Source organism: SAR86 cluster bacterium (genome assembly GCA_023703535.1).
Taxonomy (GTDB): Bacteria; Pseudomonadota; Gammaproteobacteria; order Magnimaribacterales; family TMED112; genus TMED112.
Genome location: CP097967.1, coordinates 855,499 through 876,863, shown reverse-complemented (window position 1 = coordinate 876,863; position 21,365 = coordinate 855,499). Strand labels below are relative to the sequence as shown.

Annotated in this window: 19 protein-coding genes and 2 tRNA genes; 19 read left to right on the top strand and 2 right to left on the bottom strand. The window is 30.5% G+C overall.

The genetic code is table 11. The features are described from left to right. Positions 1-32 precede the first annotated feature (32 nt). The 9 genes from infC (at position 33) to M9B42_04485 (ending at position 7,099) form a co-directional block, all read left to right on the top strand. Positions 33-569 (top strand): translation initiation factor IF-3, encoded by a 537-nt coding sequence (gene infC / locus M9B42_04525; GenBank protein URQ64036.1) that lies wholly within the window; start codon positions 33-35, stop codon positions 567-569. Continuing rightward, complete coding sequence (gene rpmI / locus M9B42_04520) at positions 566-757, top strand: 50S ribosomal protein L35 (protein ID URQ64035.1); 192 nt, start codon at positions 566-568, stop codon at positions 755-757. The genes infC and rpmI overlap by 4 nt, the downstream gene beginning before the upstream one ends. Then, on the top strand, positions 757-1,104 hold the full coding sequence (rplT, locus tag M9B42_04515) for a 50S ribosomal protein L20 (GenBank protein URQ64034.1): 348 nt from the start codon (positions 757-759) through the stop codon (positions 1,102-1,104). Before rpmI ends, rplT begins: the two co-directional genes overlap by 1 nt. Further along, the gene (gene pheS, locus M9B42_04510) at positions 1,104-1,826 is read left to right on the top strand and encodes a phenylalanine--tRNA ligase subunit alpha (GenBank protein URQ64033.1); all 723 of its coding nucleotides are present in this window, start codon (positions 1,104-1,106) and stop codon (positions 1,824-1,826) included. The genes rplT and pheS overlap by 1 nt, the downstream gene beginning before the upstream one ends. After that, positions 1,823-3,760, top strand: coding sequence for a phenylalanine--tRNA ligase subunit beta (gene pheT / locus M9B42_04505; GenBank protein ID URQ64032.1), 1,938 nt, complete (start codon positions 1,823-1,825; stop codon positions 3,758-3,760). Before pheS ends, pheT begins: the two co-directional genes overlap by 4 nt. Beyond that, positions 3,760-4,881 (top strand): methionine adenosyltransferase, encoded by a 1,122-nt coding sequence (gene metK / locus M9B42_04500; GenBank protein URQ64031.1) that lies wholly within the window; start codon positions 3,760-3,762, stop codon positions 4,879-4,881. The genes pheT and metK overlap by 1 nt, the downstream gene beginning before the upstream one ends. Next, positions 4,878-5,654 (top strand): adenylyltransferase/cytidyltransferase family protein, encoded by a 777-nt coding sequence (locus M9B42_04495; protein ID URQ64030.1) that lies wholly within the window; start codon positions 4,878-4,880, stop codon positions 5,652-5,654. The genes metK and M9B42_04495 overlap by 4 nt, the downstream gene beginning before the upstream one ends. Next, positions 5,647-7,005, top strand: a complete 1,359-nt coding sequence (ahcY, locus tag M9B42_04490) for an adenosylhomocysteinase (protein ID URQ64029.1) — start codon at positions 5,647-5,649, stop codon at positions 7,003-7,005. Before M9B42_04495 ends, ahcY begins: the two co-directional genes overlap by 8 nt. Before the next feature lie 20 nt (positions 7,006-7,025). Beyond that, positions 7,026-7,099, top strand: a tRNA-Cys gene (locus M9B42_04485). Here M9B42_04485 and M9B42_04480 read toward each other — a convergent pair. Further along, positions 7,090-8,844: a PQQ-dependent sugar dehydrogenase gene (locus tag M9B42_04480; GenBank protein URQ64028.1), complete on the bottom strand. Its 1,755-nt coding sequence runs from the start codon at positions 8,842-8,844 to the stop codon at positions 7,090-7,092. The two genes, M9B42_04485 and M9B42_04480, sit on opposite strands and share 10 nt — an antisense overlap. 72 nt (positions 8,845-8,916) lie before the next feature. Here M9B42_04480 and M9B42_04475 point away from each other — a divergent pair, with 72 nt between their 5' ends. The 10 genes from M9B42_04475 to M9B42_04430 all read left to right on the top strand — a co-directional run bounded on the left by M9B42_04475 (position 8,917) and on the right by M9B42_04430 (position 20,193). Next, entirely contained in the window at positions 8,917-9,786 is an 870-nt protein-coding gene (locus M9B42_04475; protein ID URQ64027.1) for a hypothetical protein, read from the top strand. Between the two features lie 19 nt (positions 9,787-9,805). After that, positions 9,806-9,892: transfer RNA gene (locus M9B42_04470), tRNA-Leu, on the top strand. Between the two features lie 11 nt (positions 9,893-9,903). Continuing rightward, entirely contained in the window at positions 9,904-10,983 is a 1,080-nt protein-coding gene (locus tag M9B42_04465; GenBank protein ID URQ64026.1) for a glycosyltransferase, read from the top strand. A 25-nt stretch (positions 10,984-11,008) separates the two neighbouring features. Beyond that, positions 11,009-11,899, top strand: coding sequence for a Wzz/FepE/Etk N-terminal domain-containing protein (locus tag M9B42_04460; protein URQ64025.1), 891 nt, complete (start codon positions 11,009-11,011; stop codon positions 11,897-11,899). Beyond that, a complete protein-coding gene (locus M9B42_04455; protein ID URQ64024.1) occupies positions 11,900-13,069 on the top strand; it encodes a hypothetical protein in 1,170 nt (389 codons plus the stop codon). Next, on the top strand, positions 13,053-14,150 hold the full coding sequence (locus M9B42_04450) for a glycosyltransferase family 4 protein (protein URQ64023.1): 1,098 nt from the start codon (positions 13,053-13,055) through the stop codon (positions 14,148-14,150). The genes M9B42_04455 and M9B42_04450 overlap by 17 nt, the downstream gene beginning before the upstream one ends. After that, positions 14,150-16,108 carry an asparagine synthase (glutamine-hydrolyzing) gene (asnB, locus tag M9B42_04445; protein ID URQ64022.1) on the top strand — a complete coding sequence of 653 codons (1,959 nt, stop codon included), beginning with the start codon at positions 14,150-14,152 and terminating at the stop codon, positions 16,106-16,108. The genes M9B42_04450 and asnB overlap by 1 nt, the downstream gene beginning before the upstream one ends. Beyond that, a complete protein-coding gene (locus M9B42_04440) occupies positions 16,089-17,285 on the top strand; it encodes a glycosyltransferase (GenBank protein URQ64021.1) in 1,197 nt (398 codons plus the stop codon). Before asnB ends, M9B42_04440 begins: the two co-directional genes overlap by 20 nt. Then, positions 17,282-19,474, top strand: coding sequence for a glycosyltransferase (locus M9B42_04435; GenBank protein ID URQ64020.1), 2,193 nt, complete (start codon positions 17,282-17,284; stop codon positions 19,472-19,474). Before M9B42_04440 ends, M9B42_04435 begins: the two co-directional genes overlap by 4 nt. Beyond that, on the top strand, positions 19,471-20,193 hold the full coding sequence (locus M9B42_04430; protein URQ64019.1) for an NTP transferase domain-containing protein: 723 nt from the start codon (positions 19,471-19,473) through the stop codon (positions 20,191-20,193). Before M9B42_04435 ends, M9B42_04430 begins: the two co-directional genes overlap by 4 nt. On the opposite strand, the gene M9B42_04425 is transcribed toward M9B42_04430, so the two are convergent. Then, the gene (locus M9B42_04425; protein ID URQ64018.1) at positions 20,186-21,352 is read right to left on the bottom strand and encodes a glycosyltransferase; all 1,167 of its coding nucleotides are present in this window, start codon (positions 21,350-21,352) and stop codon (positions 20,186-20,188) included. The genes M9B42_04430 and M9B42_04425 overlap by 8 nt on opposite strands. Positions 21,353-21,365 lie beyond the last annotated feature (13 nt).

The window sequence follows — 21,365 nt, the reverse complement described above, 5'->3', positions numbered from 1 at the left end:
ATGCATTCGATCTTTTATAATCTAAAACAATTTTGAGACCACAAAGAAGAAGAAAGCCACCACCAGCGCCTGTAAACCAGTTTATTAGGGCTAATAAATTAACAGTCATTTCAAGTTCAGGTGAAAAGTTGGGTACCTATAGCAAAGATGAGGCAATTAATCTTGCCAAAAACGAGGGATTAGATCTTTTACAGATTACATTTGATAAAGAGCCATGTGTTGCAAAGATAATTGATTATGGGAAGTATAAATTTGATCAAAAGAAGAAACAGTCAGCGGCCAAAAAAAATCAAAAGAGAATTGAGCAGAAAGAGATAAAAATGCGTCCTAATATCGATAAAGGAGATATAGATGTGAAACTTAAAAAAATCTTTGGTTTTCTAGAAAAAAGAGCAAATGTAAAAATATCTGTAGTATTCAGAGGAAGAGAGCTTGGAAATACTTCTTTTGGTAAGAGTTTACTTGACAGTATCATTAAAGAAACCGAAGATATTGCAACTGTCTTAGTAGAGCCGAAGTTTGAGAATAGAACATATAGTGCTTTACTGACATCAAAGAAAATGAAATGACAAAATTAAAGAATCATTCTAGTGCAAAAAAAAGGTTTAAAGCGACCGGCTCAGGTCTCAAAATGCGCTCGTCTGGAAGGAATCATATTTTGTCAAAACACTCAACTAAGAAAAAAAGACATGCTAGAGGAACATCTAATTTAGAAGGTGCAAATCTTAAAGTCATCAATAAATTATTGGAGGCATAATGCCAAGAACAACGAAAGGAAACTTAGCATCAAAAAAACATAAAGCTGTTTTGGCAAAAACTAAAGGGCATTATGGCGCAAGATCTAGACTCTTTAAAACAGCAAAGCAATCGCTAATTAAATCAATGCAATATGCCTACAGAGACAGAAAAAATAGAAAAAGAGATTTTAGAAGGCTTTGGATTACTCGAATCAATGCAGAAGTGAGGAACTTAGGATATTCATATTCAAAATTCATAGATGGACTGAATAAAAAGGGCATAGAACTTGACAGGAAGATGCTCTCAGAGTTAGCTATACAGGATAAAGCAACTTTTGAAAAAGTTGTAAAAACTGCTATAGATTAATGTCAGAGCCAAAAGATATTTTCATACCAACTTTAGATAGAGAATTAGGCTCTATCCACCCCATAAATCAAGTAAAGTTCGAACTTATAAAATTACTTACCTCATTTGGCTTTGAAGTTGCTGAAGGACCTGAAATAGAGAGTGAAAAAAACAACTTTGATATGCTTAATATACCAGCTACACATCCTGCTAGAGAAATGCATGATACCTTTTATGTAGGTGGTAAGAAAAATGTTTTAAGAACTCATACTTCTCCTGTGCAAGTGAGGTGCATGTTAAGAAACAAACCTCCAATATCATTCATATCGCCTGGCAAAGTATATAGAAAAGATGATGACTCTACACATTTACCAATGTTTCATCAAATTGAAGGTATTTATATCGACCAAGGTGTGAGTTTTGCACATTTAAAAGACCTGATTTATAAAATTTGCTCATCCTTATTTGGAGAAAAAATAAAAATACGATTTAGGCCCTCTTACTTTCCATTTACAGAACCATCGGCTGAAGTGGATATACTTTTTGGAAAAAAATGGCTTGAGATTTTAGGTTGTGGGGTTGTAAATCCAAAAGTTCTTAGTAATTGTAAAATAGACCCAAAAAAATTCTCTGGTTTGGCATTTGGTTTGGGCATTGAAAGGATTGCTATGCTCAAATATGGTGTTAAAGATATCCGAGAATTTTATAAATCAAACTTAGATTTTTTAAGGCAATTTAAATGAAAATTATTGCTCAACAACTTTTGGAGTATTTTAAAAATAAACCGAAAGTATCAGAATTATCAGAAAGACTTTTCCAGCTTGGCCATGAACACGAACTCAATAAAGGTATTTTAGATTTTGAAATCACTCCAAATAGGGGAGATTGTCTCTCTTTGAAAGGTTTGGCGAGGGATTTAAACTATTTTTACAAGGCAGAAATTGAAAAGCCAATATTTACAAAAAAAATTCAGAAACTAAATTTGAATTTTAAAAATAAAACAAAAGATCTATGTCCAAATATCTCCTTTTTAGAAGTTGAAATTGTAGGCAAAACAAAGCCTTATAAAAACTACTTAGAAAAATACTTTAAAAGTTTGAAAATTAATAAAAATAATTTTTTTACAGATATTTCAAACTACCTTGCCTATGAAAGTGGACAGCCTACCCATTGTTTTGATGCAGAAAAAATGAATGGGATATTTGCTTTAGAAAAAAACAAAAAGAAATCTAAGTTTTTGACATTGCTGAATGAAGAAATTGAAATAGAAAAAAATGATTTAGTTTTTACTCTTGACGGCAAAGTCATAAGCCTTGCAGGAGTAATGGGAGGCGCAAGTACAGCTTGTGGCAAAAACACATATAAAGTTCTTATCGAATGCGCGTATTTTAAACCAGAAGAAATTTTAGGTCAGGCTAGAAAATATAACCTTAATTCTGAAGCAGCTTATAAATTTGAAAGAGGCGTTGATTTTCTTGGACAAGAAAATGTTTTGAGAAGGTTTATTAAAATTATTGATGATCATGCTGAAATTAAATCACTTAAATTTATTTCGGAAAATAAAAAAAATAACACAAAAAGTGTGCCTTATGATTCAAAGAAGCTTAATGAGATTATTGGTTGCGATATAAATGAAAAAGAACAAAAGGCCATTCTTAGTTCACTAGGATTTATTAATGGAAAAAAAGTTGCTGTTCCTGCTCATAGATCTGACATTGACCAAATTAATGATCTAGCTGAAGAAATCACTAGAGTAGTTGGGTACAACAATATACCTTCAAAAGCTTTAAAGCTTCCTGTGAAAGCAAAAAATTTAAATAGAAGTTTTGAATTAATTTGCAGGAATTATCTTGTAAATAATGGATTCTTTGAAGTAATAAATTTCCCTTTCAATGATAACAATGATGAATCAGCAATTGTTGTAGACAATCCATTAGATAAGCAAAGAGCAAAGATGCGCGTTTGCTTAACAAAATCTTTGAAAGACAATCTCGTTTATAATCAAAACAGACAAAAAGATTCGATAAAATTTTTTGAATTCTCTGATATTTACACAAAATTAGGAGTATCTAGGAAGCTAAGTCTTATTGTTTCGGGACGAATAAATAAAAACCATAAAGAATTCAACTCAATGTTGGATTATGGTTATCTTAAAGGACTTTTAAAAACAATTTTTAATGAAACAATGAATGTTGCACTAACATTTTCTTCATCCTCATCTGAGAATTATGATTTTCGAGAAACAATTATGTTTAAAGGAACAAATATAGGGAGGATAGGTAAACTATCAAAAAATTTCTTAAAATCAAAAGTAAAAACGCCAGTTTATTCTTTTGAAATTGATATTGATTCGCTTTCAGTACCGTCACAAAGATATATCGGCATTTCTGATTACCCAGCTTCATATAGAGATATGTCATATAGTTTAGAAAATTTAGATATTTTAAAAAACCTTGAGAAAAAAATTGAAAAAAATGTGAAATCTTTCAAATTACTTCAGGAAGCGTTTGTCTTCGATTATTTTGATAACAAAAAACTAAATATTCTTAAAGTGGGTTATAGATTTAAATTTCAATCATCAACTAAAAGCCCAACAGATAGAGAAATTGATGAAATAATGAAAAAAATAAATAAAGACACGCTTTCAATAAAAGGTATAAAAATTGAGGGTCTTTAATGTCATATATTTTTACATCTGAATCTGTTTCGGAGGGACATCCAGATAAAATTTGTGATCAAATTTCAGATGCAATTTTAGATGAGTGCATAAAACAAGATAAATACTCTAGAGTTGCTTGTGAAACCATGATTAAAAATAATCATGTCATAGTTGGGGGCGAAATTACTTCAAAAGCTGATATTAATTATAAAGAGGTTGCTAAATCAGTAATTAAAGATATTGGATATAACAACAAAGAAATGGGATTTAGCCATGAGTCAATTAATTTTAAAAGTCTAATTGGTAAACAAAGTGAAGATATTCATCAGGGAATATCAAAAGGTGATATTTTGGGCTCAGGTGATCAGGGATTAATGTTTGGCTATGCTTGTAAGGAAACAAAAGAATTAATGCCACTTCCAATTTCGTTAGCACATAAACTGATGCAAAAACATAAAACTATAAGGAATATAAATAATAAACTTTGGCCGGATGCTAAATCTCAAGTATCTGTACAATACTCTGATAATTATGAACCCGAGAGGATTTCTGCAATCGTATTTTCAGCACAACATTGTCCAAGCTTTGATCTTAACAACTTAAGAGAATTTATTTTGGAAGAAATAATTAGAAAAGTTATCCCTGACGAATTAATAGATGATGATACTAAATTCTTTATAAACCCTGCTGGAAAATTTAGCATCGGCGGTCCAGTTGGAGATTGCGGCATGACGGGAAGAAAAATTATTGTTGATAGTTATGGTGGAATGGCCAGACATGGAGGTGGAGCATTTTCTGGAAAAGACCCTTCAAAAGTGGATAGATCTGCAGCATATGCAATGCGACAAGTTGCAAAAACGTTAGTCAATGAAAATTTATGTGATTATTGCGAAGTTCAAGTTTCTTATGCAATTGGAGTTGAAAATCCAGTATCTATTTACACAAATACCTTTGAGAGTGAAAAAATTCCACTTGAAGAAATCAATAGAACTATAAACAAAAACTTTGATCTTACTCCTCAAGGAATCATTTCCGATTTAAGTCTTTTAAATCCAATATATCTTAGTACTGCAAAATATGGTCATTTTGGAAGAGAAGATCAAAATTTCAGTTGGGAAAAAACCAAAAACTTAAAATGAAAATATCTGTTGTAAGCGGTGGCTTTGATCCTGTTCATTCTGGCCATATTGAATATTTAAAAGCTGCAAAAAATATTGGTGATTATTTAATAGTGGCATTAAATTCAGATAATTGGCTTACATTAAAAAAAGGAAAGCCGTTTATGCCATATCATGAAAGACTGAGTGTGCTGAGTTCCTTTAGTTTTGTTGATGAGGTAGTCTCCTTTGAAGATGACGACTTTGGAAGCTGCATTAATGCACTTGAACAAATAAAATTAAAATTCCCTAAAGATGAAATAATTTTTTGTAATGGTGGTGATAGAAATTCAGGCAATATTCCTGAAATGCAAGTTAAGGATATATCATTAAAGTTTGGTGTTGGTGGTGAAAGTAAAATCAATTCGAGTAGTAAAATTCTAAAGCAATGGAAAGGATTATCTGAAGAAAGGATTTGGGGTGAGTTCTATAATTTATATCAAGATAAAAAAATAAAATTAAAGGAACTCATTATTAAACCTGGGAAAGGAATGAGTCTCCAGAAACACTTTAAAAGAAGTGAAATTTGGTTTGTTTCAGAGGGTAAATGTTGTGTAAATTTTCACAAAAATGATCATTCCAAAATTGATGAAATACCACTTAATACATTTGATACTTTTAGTGTAAAAAAAGAAGAGTGGCATCAATTGTTTAATCCTTACAAAGAAGAATGTAGAATTATTGAAATTCAATTTGGTGAAGAAAACTCAGAGGAAGATATTGAAAGAATAAAGTATTATGACGGAAATGAATAAAGACTATAAAGTTAAAGATATTAATTTAGCGGAGTTTGGAAGACAAGAAATATTGCTTGCACAAGATGAAATGCCGGCTTTAATGCATCTCAGAAAACAGTATAAAGAAGAACAGCCCTTGCAGGGAGCTAAGATCTTAGGATGTATACATATGACAATTCAAACAGCTGTATTAATTGAAACATTAATTGATTTAGGAGCAGAAGTTAGGTGGTCATCTTGTAATATTTTTTCAACTCAAGATCATGCTGCTGCAGCTATTGCAGATAAGGGCATTCCAGTTTTTGCTTGGAAGGGAGAAACAGAAGAAGAGTATGATTGGTGTATAGAGCAAACAATTCTTAAAAATGGTCAAGCGTGGGATGCAAATATGATTTTAGATGATGGTGGAGATTTAACAGCAAAGATTCATAAAGATTACCCAGAAATGCTTGAGAAGATTCATGGAATTTCTGAAGAAACCACTACAGGTGTTCATAGACTTAAGGATTTGTTAAAAAAAGGAAAATTAGCAGTGCCTGCAATAAATGTAAATGACTCAATTACTAAATCAAAAAACGATAATAAATATGGGTGCCGACATAGTTTAGATGATGCTATTAAAAGAGGTACTGATATGCTTCTATCCGGAAAGAAAGCGTTAGTAATAGGATATGGAGATGTTGGTAAAGGATCTGCTGATTCACTAAATCAACAAAAAATGATTGTGGATGTAGCTGAAACTGATCCTATTTGTGCAATGCAGGCATGCTTTGATGGATTCTCAATTGTGTCAGCATATAAGAATGGAGAAATTAGTAATAATGCTTCAGATATCAATAAGGATTTGCTAAAAAAATATGATTTAGTAGTCACCGCTACAGGTAATACTGGAGTTTTAAATGGCTTAATGCTTGATGCATTAAAATCCTCATGTGTTGTTTGCAACATTGGCCATTTTGATAATGAAATAGATGTTAAATACTTAAAAAAATATGAATGGTACGAAATTAAACCAGGTGTACACAAAGTTATCAGAGGAGAAGGGGATTACCTTATACTTTTAGCGGAAGGTAGATTAGCTAATTTAGCACTTGCAACTGGACATCCCAGTAGAGTAATGGATGGGTCCTTTTGTAACCAAGTGCTTGCACAGATTTTTCTATATAAAGATAAGTTTGCAGATTTATCAAAAGAAGAAAAATTGAAAAAAGTATCAGTTAAAGTTCTTCCAAAGTATTTAGATGAAGAAGTTGCTTCTTTGATGGTAAAAGGTTTTGGTGGAACTTTAACAAAATTAACGAAAGAACAAGCTGACTATATTGGGGTTGAACAACAAGGGCCTTTTAAAGAGGACTCTTATAATTACTAATTTGCTATAATCTCTAATCTGGCTGAGTGGCAGAGTGGTTATGCAGCGGACTGCAACTCCGTTAACATCGGTTCGATTCCGTTCTCAGCCTCCAGTAGGTCCAGGGTCTTTAAAATTCAACATATAGTCAACTGATTTTTCTATTTCTTCATAGGAACAGTCGCCACAACCGCCTTTAGCAGGCATTGCCTTATAACCATAAAATGCATTGTAGATTAATTGTTCTCGACCTCTATATGATAATCTTAAATCCCATTCAGCTTCGTCTTTTAACAAAGGCGATCCAGCAAACCCATTTGTATGACAGGCAGCACAATATCTTAAGTATATTTCTTTACCACTTCTGGATATTAGGTTAGTTATTTTATCCTCTAACAATTCTTTTTTAGACAATAGAGCAATCGCTGGAGAGTTTTCTAAAAACATTATGTATTTTCCAATGCTTTTCACATATTTTATGTCCCTTATCCTCTCTCCAATCCTAATTTTTACATCCTGCTGAAGTCCATTTTTATAATCACCTTTAAAAATGTGTAAGGTGAAATCATCTAAATCAAACCCCTCATGTGTATAGCCCATAGAGGAGACAATAATTCTTCTTTCATTGTCATTAAATAAAGTATTTTCTGGAGCAAAAATTACTTCGCTTATACCTATTGAAGGAACATAGAATTTTGCAGGCTCTTTAAAACCATAATCAATATGAGACTTGTTTAGTGGAGCCCTATCATAAAGACTTGAATTGATCTCAACCCTTCCTAAGCTGTTATGTTCACCATATGATGATACAGGCCAGCCAAAATTTTCAGGCTCTGATGTCCCCAAATCAATCAAATTAATTTCATCACCACCATATGGGCCATGTTCAGTGCTTATAATTGTATTTGAGACAACGTCTAATGCTAATCCTTGGGGATTTCTGTGACCTTTTGAGATTATTGAATAGTTTTTTGTATCAATATTAATTTTTATGATTTTACCAAAGTAAGAATCATCATCTTGAACTGCTTCATAATTTCCAAAATCTCCAACTGTTAAAACTAAAAATGTGTCATTTAATGAAATAATTCTGCCACCAGCATGATGCATATTATCATCGTAGATTGATGTTCTTGTTGTGCATTCATCTACTGAAAAAAAATCATTAAAGATAAGTTCTTTGTAATCTACTTTCGCCTTGAGAATTGAAATATTAAAGCAATCTTCTTCCAGTTGCTTGGTGTAAGATACGTAAACATTACCATCATTGACAAAAACATCTTTTATTCCTAAAAAAGATTGGGTATAAAACTCAGCATAGTCAATAAAACTCTCGATATTGGTTGGTATCGAGGTAATACTCAATTTACTTGTTTCTAATTGACTAATATTGAAATATCCAACCACTCCATCTGCGGAAACAATTAATACATTTTCATCAATAGTTTCAAGGTATGCTGAAGCCTTGCTAAAAAGTGATTTTCCATTACTAAGAAAATCTATTTTAAATTTTTTTACATTTACAAGTTCTTCAATATTTTCTTCGGATTGAAGGGGAGCAGATATATTGCTTACAGAAGAGCTCCTTAAAATTTGAGAAATATTTGTATATAAAGTTATATTTTCTTGCGCAGTAAGAAGTTTTTCCTTTTCTAAAACTTCTATTTTGCTTTCTAAAGCCGACTTTGCAAAAAGAGTTTCTTTCAAAAAGTCCTTTACACTCTCTGGAATGAGCCTAGAAATTTGATAAGTGAAACCTGATTCTTCTTTATTTCTAATTTCCTTGTCAGCTAGAAAAAATAACACTCCTAGAGAAATTAAAATTAAAATTGATATCAACAGAATTCTAAATTTTTGCATATTCTTCCAATCGCCCATATTTTAACAATAAAATTTCAAAAAGAGAGAAAAAGGGATTAAAATACACGATTCATGAATAAGATAGGCATTATAGGAAAAGGGTTTGTGGGGACAGCTGTAGCTCAGGGTTTCTCTCCACACTCTGGGTATGAGTCTGAGGTAAAAATCTTTGATAAGGACCCCACTCGAACAATAAACACTCTTGATGAAGTTGTAAATGATTCAAAATTTGTATTCATTTCAGTCCCAACCCCAAGTAATGAAGATGGTTCAATAAACCTTGATATGGTTCTTGATTGTATTTCGAGCATTGATAATCAGATTAATGAGAATTCAGCAAAAAATACAATATTTCTCTTAAGATCAACGATTGTTCCAGGAACATCAAGAATGATTCAAGATAAATTCCCAAAACTGAGATTTGTATTTAATCCTGAATTTTTGACTGAAAGAAGCGCATCATTTGATTTTATAACCCAAAGCAGATATGTCTTAGGAGGCTCTGAAAGTGATACAAAAGAAGTGGCTGAACTCTACCGAGACAGGTTTGGACAATCTGTCTCTGTTATAGAAACAAACTATGAGACTGCTGAGTTAATCAAATATGTATGTAATACTTTTTTTGCTACGAAGGTGTCTTTTTTAAATGAAATGAAAAAACTTTCAGATGAAGTTGATGCTGATTGGGATACAGTAGTTGAGGGTTTTGTGAGAGATGGAAGAGTAGGCCACTCTCATACAAATGTTCCAGGACATGACGGAAAATATGGCTTTGGTGGAAGCTGTTTTCCTAAAGATATTCAGGCATTGATACACTTTGGTGATATGAAGAATATAGACTTAAATGTTCTCAAAGGTGCATGGAAAACTAATTTAGAAGTTAGACCAGAAAGAGATTGGGAAAAACTTCTAGGTAGGGCAGTAGTAAAAGATTCTGAATAATTTGTCTATATCTTTTTTAGCCCAGGTGGTGAAATTGGTAGACACAAGGGACTTAAAATCCCTCGGAGGCGACTCCGTGCCGGTTCAAGTCCGGCCCTGGGCACCAATTAAAGACTTATGAAAATTTTAATTGTTCTACCAAACTTTGAAGGCGGAGGAGCAGAGCGAATTCATGTGAATCTTGCAAATGAGTGGGCTAAATCTGGGCATGAAGTTATCTTTTGTGCTCTTGAAAAAAAAGGTCCTTTAATCGATTTAATAGACCAAAAAATTAAAGTTATAGATCTTGATTGTAAGAGAATCCTTTTTTCCCTTAACCCTTTAATAAAAACTATTAGAGCAATAAAACCACAAAAAATAGTCGCAGCAATGTGGCCAGTAACAACAGTCACAATTTTAGCGAAGTTACTTTCAGGCTCACAATCGAAGATTTTTCTTGTAGAGCATTGTGCATATGAGAAGATTTTTGCCAAATTATTAGGTCATTCTTTATTTTCTATAGGACTTTCTAAAACAATTTCATATATTTTCGCTAATAAACTGATTTCAGTCTCCAAAGGAGTGGAAAATTCCATAAAAAAAATTACTATCCTTCCAAATAACAAATTTAAGGTCATTTACAACGGTATTCCAATACCTAAAAACCTAAAAGATGATAAGAAAACTCTTTTTAATACCAATAAAAAGGTAATTCTTGCAGCTGGAACTTTAAAACAAAGAAAAGACTTTATAACTATCATTAAAGCTTTATCCATACTTAAGTTGAAGAACTATAAAGATCTTAAATTATTTATTTTGGGAGACGGACCAATGAGAGAAGAAATTAATGATGTAATTAAAAAACTCGATATGGAAAATGATGTTGAACTATTAGGTTTCAAAAAAGATGTTTACCCATACATGGCATCATCAGACTTGTTCGTCCATTCATCGGAGGTTGAGGGATTTGCACTTGTTATAGCAGAAGCCTTATCTTGTGGTACAAATGTTGTTTCTACAGACACCCCCCATGGCCCAAAAGAAATCTTAAATAATGGAGAATTTGGTAATCTTATTCCAATGGGCGATGAGGAACAAATGGCGAATGCAGTTATTGAAAAAATTCTGAACCCTATTGATAAAGAGGTATTAATGAAGAGAGCAAACGAATTCTCCATTGAAAAGTGTGCAAAATTATATTTGGAAGAATTTAAATAATTACTTACTATAATCAGTTATGGAAATGGATAACTTTCTAAGCAATACCCAGATTGGGAAAATATTAAGTAATTTACTGAATCTTATTAAAGAAAACTACAAATTTGTTTTATATTCAACAGCTGGTTTTTTATTTATTTCTCTTATTTATTCTTTTTCTCTTTCACCAAAATATCAAATCATTGCTGACGTAAAACTTAAAGATGAAAGTGGAAACGCCTCTTTGCCAAGTAGCAGTTCAGTTCTTAGTCTTATAACTGGTGGAGGAGCAGGTAATAATTTCTGGGATTTTTATAATATTGTTTTTTCAACTGAAGTTGCAGAGAAATTATGGGAGAAAGGATACGATCAGAAAATTTTTTCTTCAAACTTCGATACAAAATCTGAGACATTCAAAAGAAATCCAAAATTATGGGATGTTATTAAATCATGGATCATTGGATATGATTTAAACAATGAGATTAACTTTGTAGATTTAAGAAACCATATAAAATCAGAAGTAGATTTAGAGGATCTAACCGAGGAGCAAAATTTATTGCGATTCACAATTTCTACCGGAAATCCTGACTTATATGAGACCTTGTTAACAGATTTAATAAGAGTAACTGATGACAGCATCAAACAGAGAGAGCGAAGTAAAAATACAAACAAAATTGTTTTTTTATCAGATAAAATTGCAAGTGTTTCAGATGTTGAAATTAAGAATGCAATGATAGGTCTCCTTAAAGAACAACTCCTTAATGAGAGTCTTGTGGAGCAAGATAATTATTACTCTATAGAAGTACTTGAACAGCCAAGAAGATCGAAAAATCCAGACTTCATTAACTTGCAGTTCATTTATTTAGGCTTTACTTTTATAGGTTTTATGCTTTCAGTGCTTGTTCTGTACATTAGAAAGAGAATTCTAGTCTCTTAAATGTTCAATACAGGAAATTCAGAATTTATAAACGAATTTTCAAGCCTTTTTTTTATTTCGGAAATAGCAAATTATCTTTGTGTTGTGGGAATTTTAATTATTCTTACAAGGTTTAAATTAGTTGAAGAGAAATACTTCATTTTTTGGTGTTTATATTTTCTAACACCTTTCTTTGGCAATTATGTCTTATTTGATCCACTATATATGCCAGATCAATACATTTACACGAATACTGTAAATGAAATTAGAGCTGACGGACTTCCAGAGATTGGTTTAAGTAATTATGATGCTGTTAGAAATTCAGTTACAAATCTATCATCAATATTTTTTTCATTTGTTCCATTATTTTCAAATCTGACTATAACATCTGTAGCTTTTGCAAATCAGATATACACTCTTTTAATTTATATATATTTAAGAAATAAGATTAAATCATGGGAAATTTTGGCATTACTTCTTTTGCCAAGTTTTATCCTTTATAGCTCGGTTTCTTTAAGAGAGGTTCTTATAATATTTTTTACAGTAATTTCTCTTATATCACTAATTGAAAAGAAATATTTAGTTTCACTATTATGTATTTTTTTAATTTTTATTTTCAAAATTCAAAATAGTATTGCACTTCTAATAATGTTTTTCGGCGTTTTAGTTTTTCGAATAGATAAATCAATTACAGGTTTACTTGTTTTAATATCTTTAATACTTTTAGGAAGCTTTATCTTTTTTGATGAATACATACCATTTTTAAATCTTTACAGAAATGCGTTTGCTTTAGAGGCTGGAATAGATCGATTTATAGTCAATAGGGGCATTGTGGCAACAGAATATCTTGATTTTGTTTGGACAACCGCCAAAGCACTTGTTGGTTCACTAGTAAGGCCATTTCCATGGCAAACAGGAGGCTTAGGCATAATAATATTCTTTGAAAATATTTTTATTCTTTTTATAGTTTATAAATTATTTCAAGATATCTTTAAAGGGGATAAGAAGAAGGTTTTAACCGGTATTTTTCTTCTTTTAGGCCTTTTGGTAACTCTGAGTTTTTATGCCTATACAATTTCCAATCTTGGAACATTAAGCAGATATAGATTCACAACAATCTATCCATTTCTTTTTGCCTTTCTTTACATTCAAAATCAACAATTTAGCCAAGAGAATGAAAAATCAAAATAAGATTATATTTGTTATAAATAATTATGAATTTTATTTAACTCATAGATTTAATCTTTTAAAACATCTAGCACAGGAAAATGATATTCATCTGATAACAAATACAAATGGATTTAAAATTGATTCAAAAAATATTCATCACTTAGATATAGGCAGAAAAAGTATGAATATTTTTAAGAATCTGAAGGCTTCTCTTGAACTTAACTCATTAGTAAAGAGAATTGATCCAACTCACATTTTTTTTATTTCGTTTAAGCCAATTGCTTTGGGGGTTATTCCTTCTTTGTTTAGCAAGGCAAAGAAATATTTAATTTTTTCTGGCTTGGGATATTCTTTTATCAATAATTCATTTAAAGCAAGGATTGCAAGGATTGCAATAAATATTGCTCTAAGAATTTTTTCAATTCTTGACTCAAAGTTTATTTTTCAAAATCCTGATGATAAAAAATTGATTAATAAATCAGGTTTTATTCAAGAAAAAAATATTGAAATTATCTATGGAAACGGAATAGATCAAAACGATTTTAAGATGCGAAAAGATAATAATTTTAGAGATAAATTGAAGTTTATTTTCGTAGGTAGGCTTCTAAAAGATAAGGGCATAAATGAATTATGTGCTGCAATTCAATCAGTTGGAAATAAAGCAGAATTTACAATCATTTCACCTGATGATAAAGAGAATATAGCTTCTATCAAAGGAAATGCTTTTGAAAATTTAAAAAATATGGATTCTGTACAGCTAATAAATAAAGTAAGCCATGAAGAAATTAAAAATATTTACTCAAAATCAGATGTTTTTATTTTGCCCTCATATAGAGAAGGGCTGCCTAGGTCAGCTTTAGAGGCAATGTGTGCTGGATTGCCTTTGATCTTATCAGACGTACCTGGTTGCAGAGAATGTTTGATTAATGGAGTAAATGGATTTTTAATAGAATCGAAGTCTAGTGAATCTATTGAAAAAGCAATAAATAAATTCATTGAAAAACCTGAAATTATAAAAAAAATGGGAGAGGAATCAGTTAATTTAATAAGAAAAAAATTCAGTGACCAAAAAATTTTCAACAATTATGAGGGAATTCTGTAATGTGTGGAATTTATTTCTCTTATTCAGATAGAAGATTTCCTCAATCTGAGCAAGAAGTAAATCTTTCAATGCAAAAAATAAAACACAGAGGACCAGATGCTTCTGGAGTAAGTGTTTTTCCTCTTGAAGATGCATTTGTTGCTTTAGGACATAGAAGACTTTCAATCTTAGATTTAAATGAGAGATCTAATCAACCATTTCATTCAGAAAGATATGCATTAACTTATAATGGTGAGATCTACAATCATCTGGATCTCAGGAAAAATTTTTTAAAAGATTTTAGTTTTAAAACTACCTCTGATACTGAAACCCTTATCTGCATGATTGATAAATTTGGGTTAGATGAAACCCTTAAAAATCTTAACGGAATGTTTAGTTTTTCAATTTACGACAAATTGAATAATGAAATTCATTTAGCTAGAGATAGGGCTGGTGAAAAGCCGCTGTACATATGCTGTTTTGAAGGAGTATTTGCTGCCTCTTCAGATCTTATTACTTTTGAGGATATTAGTTCATTTCAAAAAATAATTTGTGAAAAAGCATTAATGGAATATTTAAATTTTGGGTATGTACCTGCACCTAAAACAATATTTAAAAATATTTTTAAAGTACCTCCTGCAACTTCAATCAGCATAAAACTGGACCAATTAAAATTAAAGAATTTTGATACTTTTAGAGATTTTTGTGAACAAGATTCTGTTTCTTTAAAAGAGTTTTGGACTTTACATGAAGCAAAAACGTTAGATGTAGGCATTAAATACTCAGATGTTAAACAAACCTTAAATCAAAAGCTCTCTAATGCGATAAAACTACAGCAATTGTCTGATGTGCCATTAGGATGTTTTCTATCCGGAGGCATAGATTCAACCCTAATTGCATCACTAATGTCAAAAGCTAACAAAGACACAAAAACATTTACTATAGGTTTCGAATTTAGTGAATATGACGAGTCTATTCATGCTGAAAAGATTGCTAAATATCTTAAAACTGACCACAAAACAGTAATTTGCTCTACAAAAGAGACGCAAGAAATAATCAAATCATTAAGTAAAGCCTATACTGAGCCTTTTGCTGATAGCTCACAAATTCCAACAATGATGATTTCAAAAATTGCTAGTCAGGATGTAAAAGTTGTACTTACAGGAGATTGTGGAGATGAACTTTTTGGTGGTTACAACAGATATATAATTGCTAGTAGGTATTTAAAAATCTTTTACTTGCTTCCTTATGCAATTAGAAAAGTTTTATTAAGTATACTGGGTAGCGGCGGTAAACAACTTTTTGAACTTGTTTTCTCAACCATTCTAAAAGGCTTTTTCTCAGGTAATCTTTCACAAAGAGCTGATAAAGCATATGAAAAAATAAAACATATTGATTCTCAATATAACTATTACAGTTCAATGATAAGAGAATGGAAAAGTGATGATGAAATTTTAGTTAATAATCAACCTGACTGTCATTATGAAGACATTTTCAACGAATTTAGCACTAAAGGTTTCATTGAGAAAATGATGTACACCGATTTTAAAACATATATGGTTGATGATATTTTATGCAAAGTTGATAGAGCAGCAATGTTTCACAGTTTAGAAACAAGAGTACCTTTTTTAGATAAAGATGTAATTGAATATGCGTATTCAATTCCAGAAAAATTCAAAATAAAAGGTAATAATTCTAAAATTATTTTAAAAGACCTAATTTCTAATTATCTTCCAAGAGAATTAATAGAGAGGCCTAAACAAGGATTTGGAGTGCCAATCTCAAAATGGATGCAAACAGATTTAAATAAATGGACTAAAGAAATGTTGTCAAAAGATATAAATGATACCCATGGTTTTTTTAATCAACAGGTTGTAGAAAAATTTCTAAGTGAGCATTTAGAGGGTAAGAAAAATCATGAACACAAGTTGTGGAGTTTAATTCAATTTAATTCTTGGTATGTTGAAAGATACAAATAAAAAAATACTTTATTTATCCTATGACGGTGTTTTAGAGCCTTTAGGGTCATCACAAGTTCTCAATTATGTTTTAGGACTTGCAAAAAGTTATAACTTTATTCTTTATTCATTTGAAAAACCATATGATCTTAAAGACACTAAAAGAGTATCAGCGGTTTCAAAAATAATAAAAAATTCAGGAATTAAATGGATAAAAAGTATTTACCATAAAAGTCCAACTACATTAGCAACTCTTTATGACTTGTTTATTTTATTAAGCAACCTAATTCTGATTCTATCTTTTAATAGAATTGGCATTATTCATTTAAGAGGTTACTTATTGGGTATTCCATTATTAATTTTAAAAAAATTCTTTAAATTCAAATTAATTTTCGATATGAGGGGCTTTTGGGCTGACGAAAAAGCTGATAGAGCTGGATGGAACAGATCGGGATATAAGTATATTTTCTTTAAAGCCATTGAAAAAAAACTTTTGAAAAGTGCAGATAAAATAATAACCTTAACAGATCATTCACGAGAATTTTTAGTAAAAGAGCATAAGGTAAGTCAAAAAGTCATCACAACAATCAGAACATGTGCTGATGAAAATGTATTTAAAAAAATAAAAAAAGATGAGGATCAAACTATAAGATTCGGTTATTTGGGAACTCTTGATACAGCATATAATTTTCAAAAAGTTTTAAATTTTTTCAATTTGTTTTCTCAAAAGCATAGAGATGCTTACCTAGACATATATTCTTCAACCCCTGAATCTAAGATAATGAGTATAGCTAGAGAAACTGGATTCAAAGATCTTGAAAAGATTTCAATTAAATTTATTAGAGATAAGAAAGAACTAGTTAGTCAAATTAATAACTTTAATGCATGTATATTTTATTTGAATGAAAACTTTTCAGTTAAAGCCTCTATGCCTACAAAAATAGGAGAGGTTCTTATGTGCGGAGTCCCAATTATATGCAATCGGTTTAACGATGATATTGAATACTTAACTAAGCAAGGCTGTGGAATTATTACAAATTTTGCTAAAGGCGATATAGAGAAAGTTTTTAAATTTGTAAATCCAAATAATAATAAAGAGAAACTAAATTTAAAGTGTATTGAAATTGGCAAAAAAGAATTTTCATTAAAGTCAGGATTAAAGTTATATACTTCAATTTATGAGGAACTTTCAAAATGAAAAAACCTTTTGTTAGCATCGTTGTAGCAAGTTATAACAGAAAGTACATTATCAATGAAAGCATTCAATCCATTCTTTCACAAAATTATCCAGAGGATTCATTTGAGGTAATTGTTGTAGACAATAACTCTAATGACGGAACAGTATCTGAAATTAAAAAAATCTTTTCTAGGGAAATAGATAACAAAAAAATAAAACTTCTAGATTTAAAATTAAATTCTGGTTCATCAGGTTCATATATTGAAGCCTTAAAGGTTATTCGTGAGGATTGGAAATACATGCTAAAAATGGACGAAGATGTAGTACTTGATAAAGATTGTGTTGCTGAGCTAGTTAATGAAGCAGAAAAATCAGAAAAACATACTTTTGTTGGCGGAAAAGTATTTTATTTTCAAAATAAGGATACATTGCATGCTATTGGTGCCGACTTAAAACCTTACTATGCAATAGCAAAGGGTATTGGTGTTAATGAGACTAATCACGAAAAATTCTCTGAAGCTAGAACTCTTGATGCCCTAAATGGATGTATGGTATTAATTTCCAGAAAAATAGAAAAAGAAATTGGTTGGTTTGATAAAGATTACTTTCTCTATTACGACGATCATGATCTGATGTACCGTTCTATAAAAGCGAAAAATATTCATCGCTTTACTCCGAAAGCTATTGGTTATCACGATACTAAAACAGGCAGCAAAAATAAATATGCAAATAAACAATGGTTATATTACTCAACAAGAGGATCATTATTATTTCTTAAAAAGAACTTCAAATCATTCTCGGTTGGGTGGTTTTTATACTTGCTTGCTCACAATTTAAAGTTTACTGCAGGCTTATTTTTTTTATTCTTTCATTCTAATTATCACAATTTTCTAATAAATCTTCGCTATTTTTTCAAAGGATATCTTCATGGTATTCAAGGAAAAAAAGGATTTTATGATATTAATCAAAATGGTTTGAATGTAGTCGTATTTTCAGGAGGAAGAGGCTCGATAAACTTATGTGATGGACTTAGAGAGTTTTCAAAAGTAAATGACGTTAATTTAAATTTAACAAATATTATTAATGCTTATGATGATGGCCTTTCAACTGGCGCGATAAGAGCTTTTTTTGATTACAAAATTTTAGGACCTTCTGATTTAAGAAAAGTCCAAGAAACTCAATATGAATTTTATTATCCTGAAGGAGAGGGGCTCGATTTTTTTAAAAGCCGTACATCATGTGACTTTCTTGATTTTAAAAATGATATTTCTAAGCTTTTAGATAATCAAAATTATAAATCAGAGTTTTTCCCTTATTACCAAAAAATGAATTATCAGATGCAAGAGATAATTAGTGATTCGCTTTCACATTTTAAAAAAATTTCTGAAGAGCAAAATAAATCATTAGAAATCCAAGATTTTGCCTTGTCTAATATTATTTATGGTTCTCTAGAGCATAAATATGGGGATATAAAGAAAGTTGAACTTATGGTGAGAGATGCCTTCAATTTGCCAAATGAGGTTTTCCTTAATTCATCAGAAGCTGGTTATCTTTTTGGTCTTACAGAGGATGGAAAGCTTCTGAAAGACGAGTCAGAAATTGTAGGTTATGAGGGAAAAACACCAATTTTTGAAATTTTTTATAAAACATACCCACTATCAGAAGAAGAAGAGAAACAATTTGAATCTTTAACAGGGCTTATTAAGAAAAAACAATTTCTTGAAAATATATCATCACCATTCCCTGACCTTAGCCAAGATACTGCTTTAGCAGTTCGAAAAGCTGACATAATAATATATGGTCCTGGTACTCAATACAGCAGTTTATATCCAACTTATTGGACAAAAGGATTAACTGAAGAGATTTCAAAATCTTCAGCACAAAAGTTTTTTATAACAAATATTGATCATGATAATGAAACGCCAGAATTTACAGCTGCAGATCAAATTAAACAGGCAAGGTTTTATTTAAATCAAAAGGGAAAACTTAATTTTCAGGTACCTGAACTTTTTGATGTAATTATCTCAAATTCTCCATCAAAACAAGATTCCAGATACATAAGGTTAAATATGAGTGAATTATATCAATTAGATCTTAAAGAAATACTCGCTGAAGATTTTGAATCTATTGATTCAGGCAAACATGATAATTTAAAAATTTCATCATTAATAATGGGCGCAAATAGCTCGAAATGGAGATCAGATTCTTGAGAAAAATTATAATTCCATGTGCTGGAAAATCATCAAGAATGAAATCATCAGTACCAAAGCAACTACTAAAAATTAATGGTAGAGCAGCGATAAATTATCTTTTAGAGGAAGTTAATAAGTATTTTGAAACAATAATAATACCAATACCTAAAGATAAATCTTCAAAAGAATTGTTCAACAAAAATATTGAGGATCATTTTTTATCTAAGATTAAATTCATTGAAAGTGAGTCTGGTTCAGGGGATGGACAAGCTGTTTTAGATGGATTACGTAGTTTTAAAGCAAATGGTAGTCTAATATTTGTGTGCTGGGGCGATACTTTTATTATCGATTCAACATCTGCATTTGAAAAGCATTTAAATATTTCTGAGGGTGCTGACATTTTTGTACCCTTAATATTTGATAAAAATCCTTATGTGAAATATGTGCTCAAAGAAAATTCTGACTTTGTTAAGGATATTCATCTCTCAATTGATAACAAAATAGAAATAAATTGGGACGAGGGGTTAGCAGATCAGAGTATTTTTATTGTGAAAGATTACATAATTCAACAATTACAAGAGTATAAAAATGACTTAAATGGGAGTCCACTTAATTTCTTAAGATTTATGAATTCATTTTCAAAGAGCTTAAAAATTAAAGCATTAAAAATCCCAAAAAGAATTTCTAAATCTTACAACATTGAATCAGAGTTTCTTGATATAAAAAGTTTTATCTAAATTTTGAAATCAAGGAACCTATTATGTAACCAGGAGCTTTAACAATATCCAGTATTAGCCCAATAGTGCCAATAAATAACCACCTAAAGGGAAGAAGATAATTTAATTTAACTTTGTTGCTTACTGGTTTAAAAAGTCCTCTAACCAATACAGAGGAAACCAAAACTAAAACCACAAAAATTTTCGTGATATGTGGAATGTAAAAAACAGTATCCTCTACCCAGTCAGCCACTACTGCATTCCAATTAAAAACAGAAAGAAAGATAAAAAGAAAAACTGTGTATTTAAGAGTAATAAATGGAAGCCTATTTTCTACTTGTTTAGGAAAAAATCTTGATGCAATTAAAAAACTCAAAAAAATTACCAATAGTGATAAAAAGTATTTTTTTGTTACATCTGCAATATAGAGCGGATTTTCATCCCAGCCTTCAAGAAAAAAATTCCATCTTGGTATGACTAATGCGGATAAGATTATAAAAATTGATAAATATAGATCTTTCGCATCCTTTTGAACATTTACAATTGCAGTATAAAAACTATAAATAAAGTATTTTTTTGCAGCATCCAAGAATGAATTTGGAAATTCTCCATACTCTATTTCAATCTCATTACCTAAAGAAGTTTTCAAAAGAGTTTTTTGTCTCTCTCTCCACTCAATATCATATGATGATCTGACATTTTCAATGAAAAACATTTTTTTGCCGAATTTACTGCGCTTAAATATAGTTCCAGGAACTGTTTCATGTGACGCGTCACCATATGAAAGAATTCTTAGTATTTTTTGAAATCTATTTTTAGAGAAGAATTTTGTATTTCCAAAAATCAAATCTGAGTTATCTCTTTCCAATTGTTTTATGTATTTTTCTATCCATGTATCATTTGGAATTGTTTTGGTATCAAGCAAACCAATAAACTTTTGTGTTGCAAGAGACATTCCAATATTTGTACTTTTTCCTGCAAATGACCCATCAATTTTTTTGTAAATAAGATTAATTAGCTTTAATTTTTGCTTTTGTAAAAAGTTTTTTATTGAATTATCAGTACTTGAATCAACAATAATAATTTCTTTTGGCAATACAGTTTGTTTTTTTATTGCGTTAATGGTTTTTTGAAAAACTTCAATGTCATCATTTCTAGATGGAATTACTATACTTATCATGTAAAATCTACCT

Coding starts and splice junctions, on each gene's coding strand:
- ahcY (URQ64029.1), top strand. CDS start 5,647: ATGAATAAAGACTATAAAGTTAAAGATATTAATTTAGCGGAGTTTGGA.
- pheT (URQ64032.1), top strand. CDS start 1,823: ATGAAAATTATTGCTCAACAACTTTTGGAGTATTTTAAAAATAAACCG.
- M9B42_04440 (URQ64021.1), top strand. CDS start 16,089: ATGTTGAAAGATACAAATAAAAAAATACTTTATTTATCCTATGACGGT.
- rplT (URQ64034.1), top strand. CDS start 757: ATGCCAAGAACAACGAAAGGAAACTTAGCATCAAAAAAACATAAAGCT.
- M9B42_04460 (URQ64025.1), top strand. CDS start 11,009: ATGGATAACTTTCTAAGCAATACCCAGATTGGGAAAATATTAAGTAAT.
- M9B42_04465 (URQ64026.1), top strand. CDS start 9,904: ATGAAAATTTTAATTGTTCTACCAAACTTTGAAGGCGGAGGAGCAGAG.
- M9B42_04435 (URQ64020.1), top strand. CDS start 17,282: ATGAAAAAACCTTTTGTTAGCATCGTTGTAGCAAGTTATAACAGAAAG.
- asnB (URQ64022.1), top strand. CDS start 14,150: ATGTGTGGAATTTATTTCTCTTATTCAGATAGAAGATTTCCTCAATCT.
- rpmI (URQ64035.1), top strand. CDS start 566: ATGACAAAATTAAAGAATCATTCTAGTGCAAAAAAAAGGTTTAAAGCG.
- M9B42_04455 (URQ64024.1), top strand. CDS start 11,900: ATGTTCAATACAGGAAATTCAGAATTTATAAACGAATTTTCAAGCCTT.
- M9B42_04425 (URQ64018.1), bottom strand. CDS start 21,352: ATGATAAGTATAGTAATTCCATCTAGAAATGATGACATTGAAGTTTTT.
- metK (URQ64031.1), top strand. CDS start 3,760: ATGTCATATATTTTTACATCTGAATCTGTTTCGGAGGGACATCCAGAT.
- M9B42_04480 (URQ64028.1), bottom strand. CDS start 8,844: ATGCAAAAATTTAGAATTCTGTTGATATCAATTTTAATTTTAATTTCT.
- M9B42_04475 (URQ64027.1), top strand. CDS start 8,917: ATGAATAAGATAGGCATTATAGGAAAAGGGTTTGTGGGGACAGCTGTA.
- pheS (URQ64033.1), top strand. CDS start 1,104: ATGTCAGAGCCAAAAGATATTTTCATACCAACTTTAGATAGAGAATTA.
- M9B42_04495 (URQ64030.1), top strand. CDS start 4,878: ATGAAAATATCTGTTGTAAGCGGTGGCTTTGATCCTGTTCATTCTGGC.
- M9B42_04450 (URQ64023.1), top strand. CDS start 13,053: ATGAAAAATCAAAATAAGATTATATTTGTTATAAATAATTATGAATTT.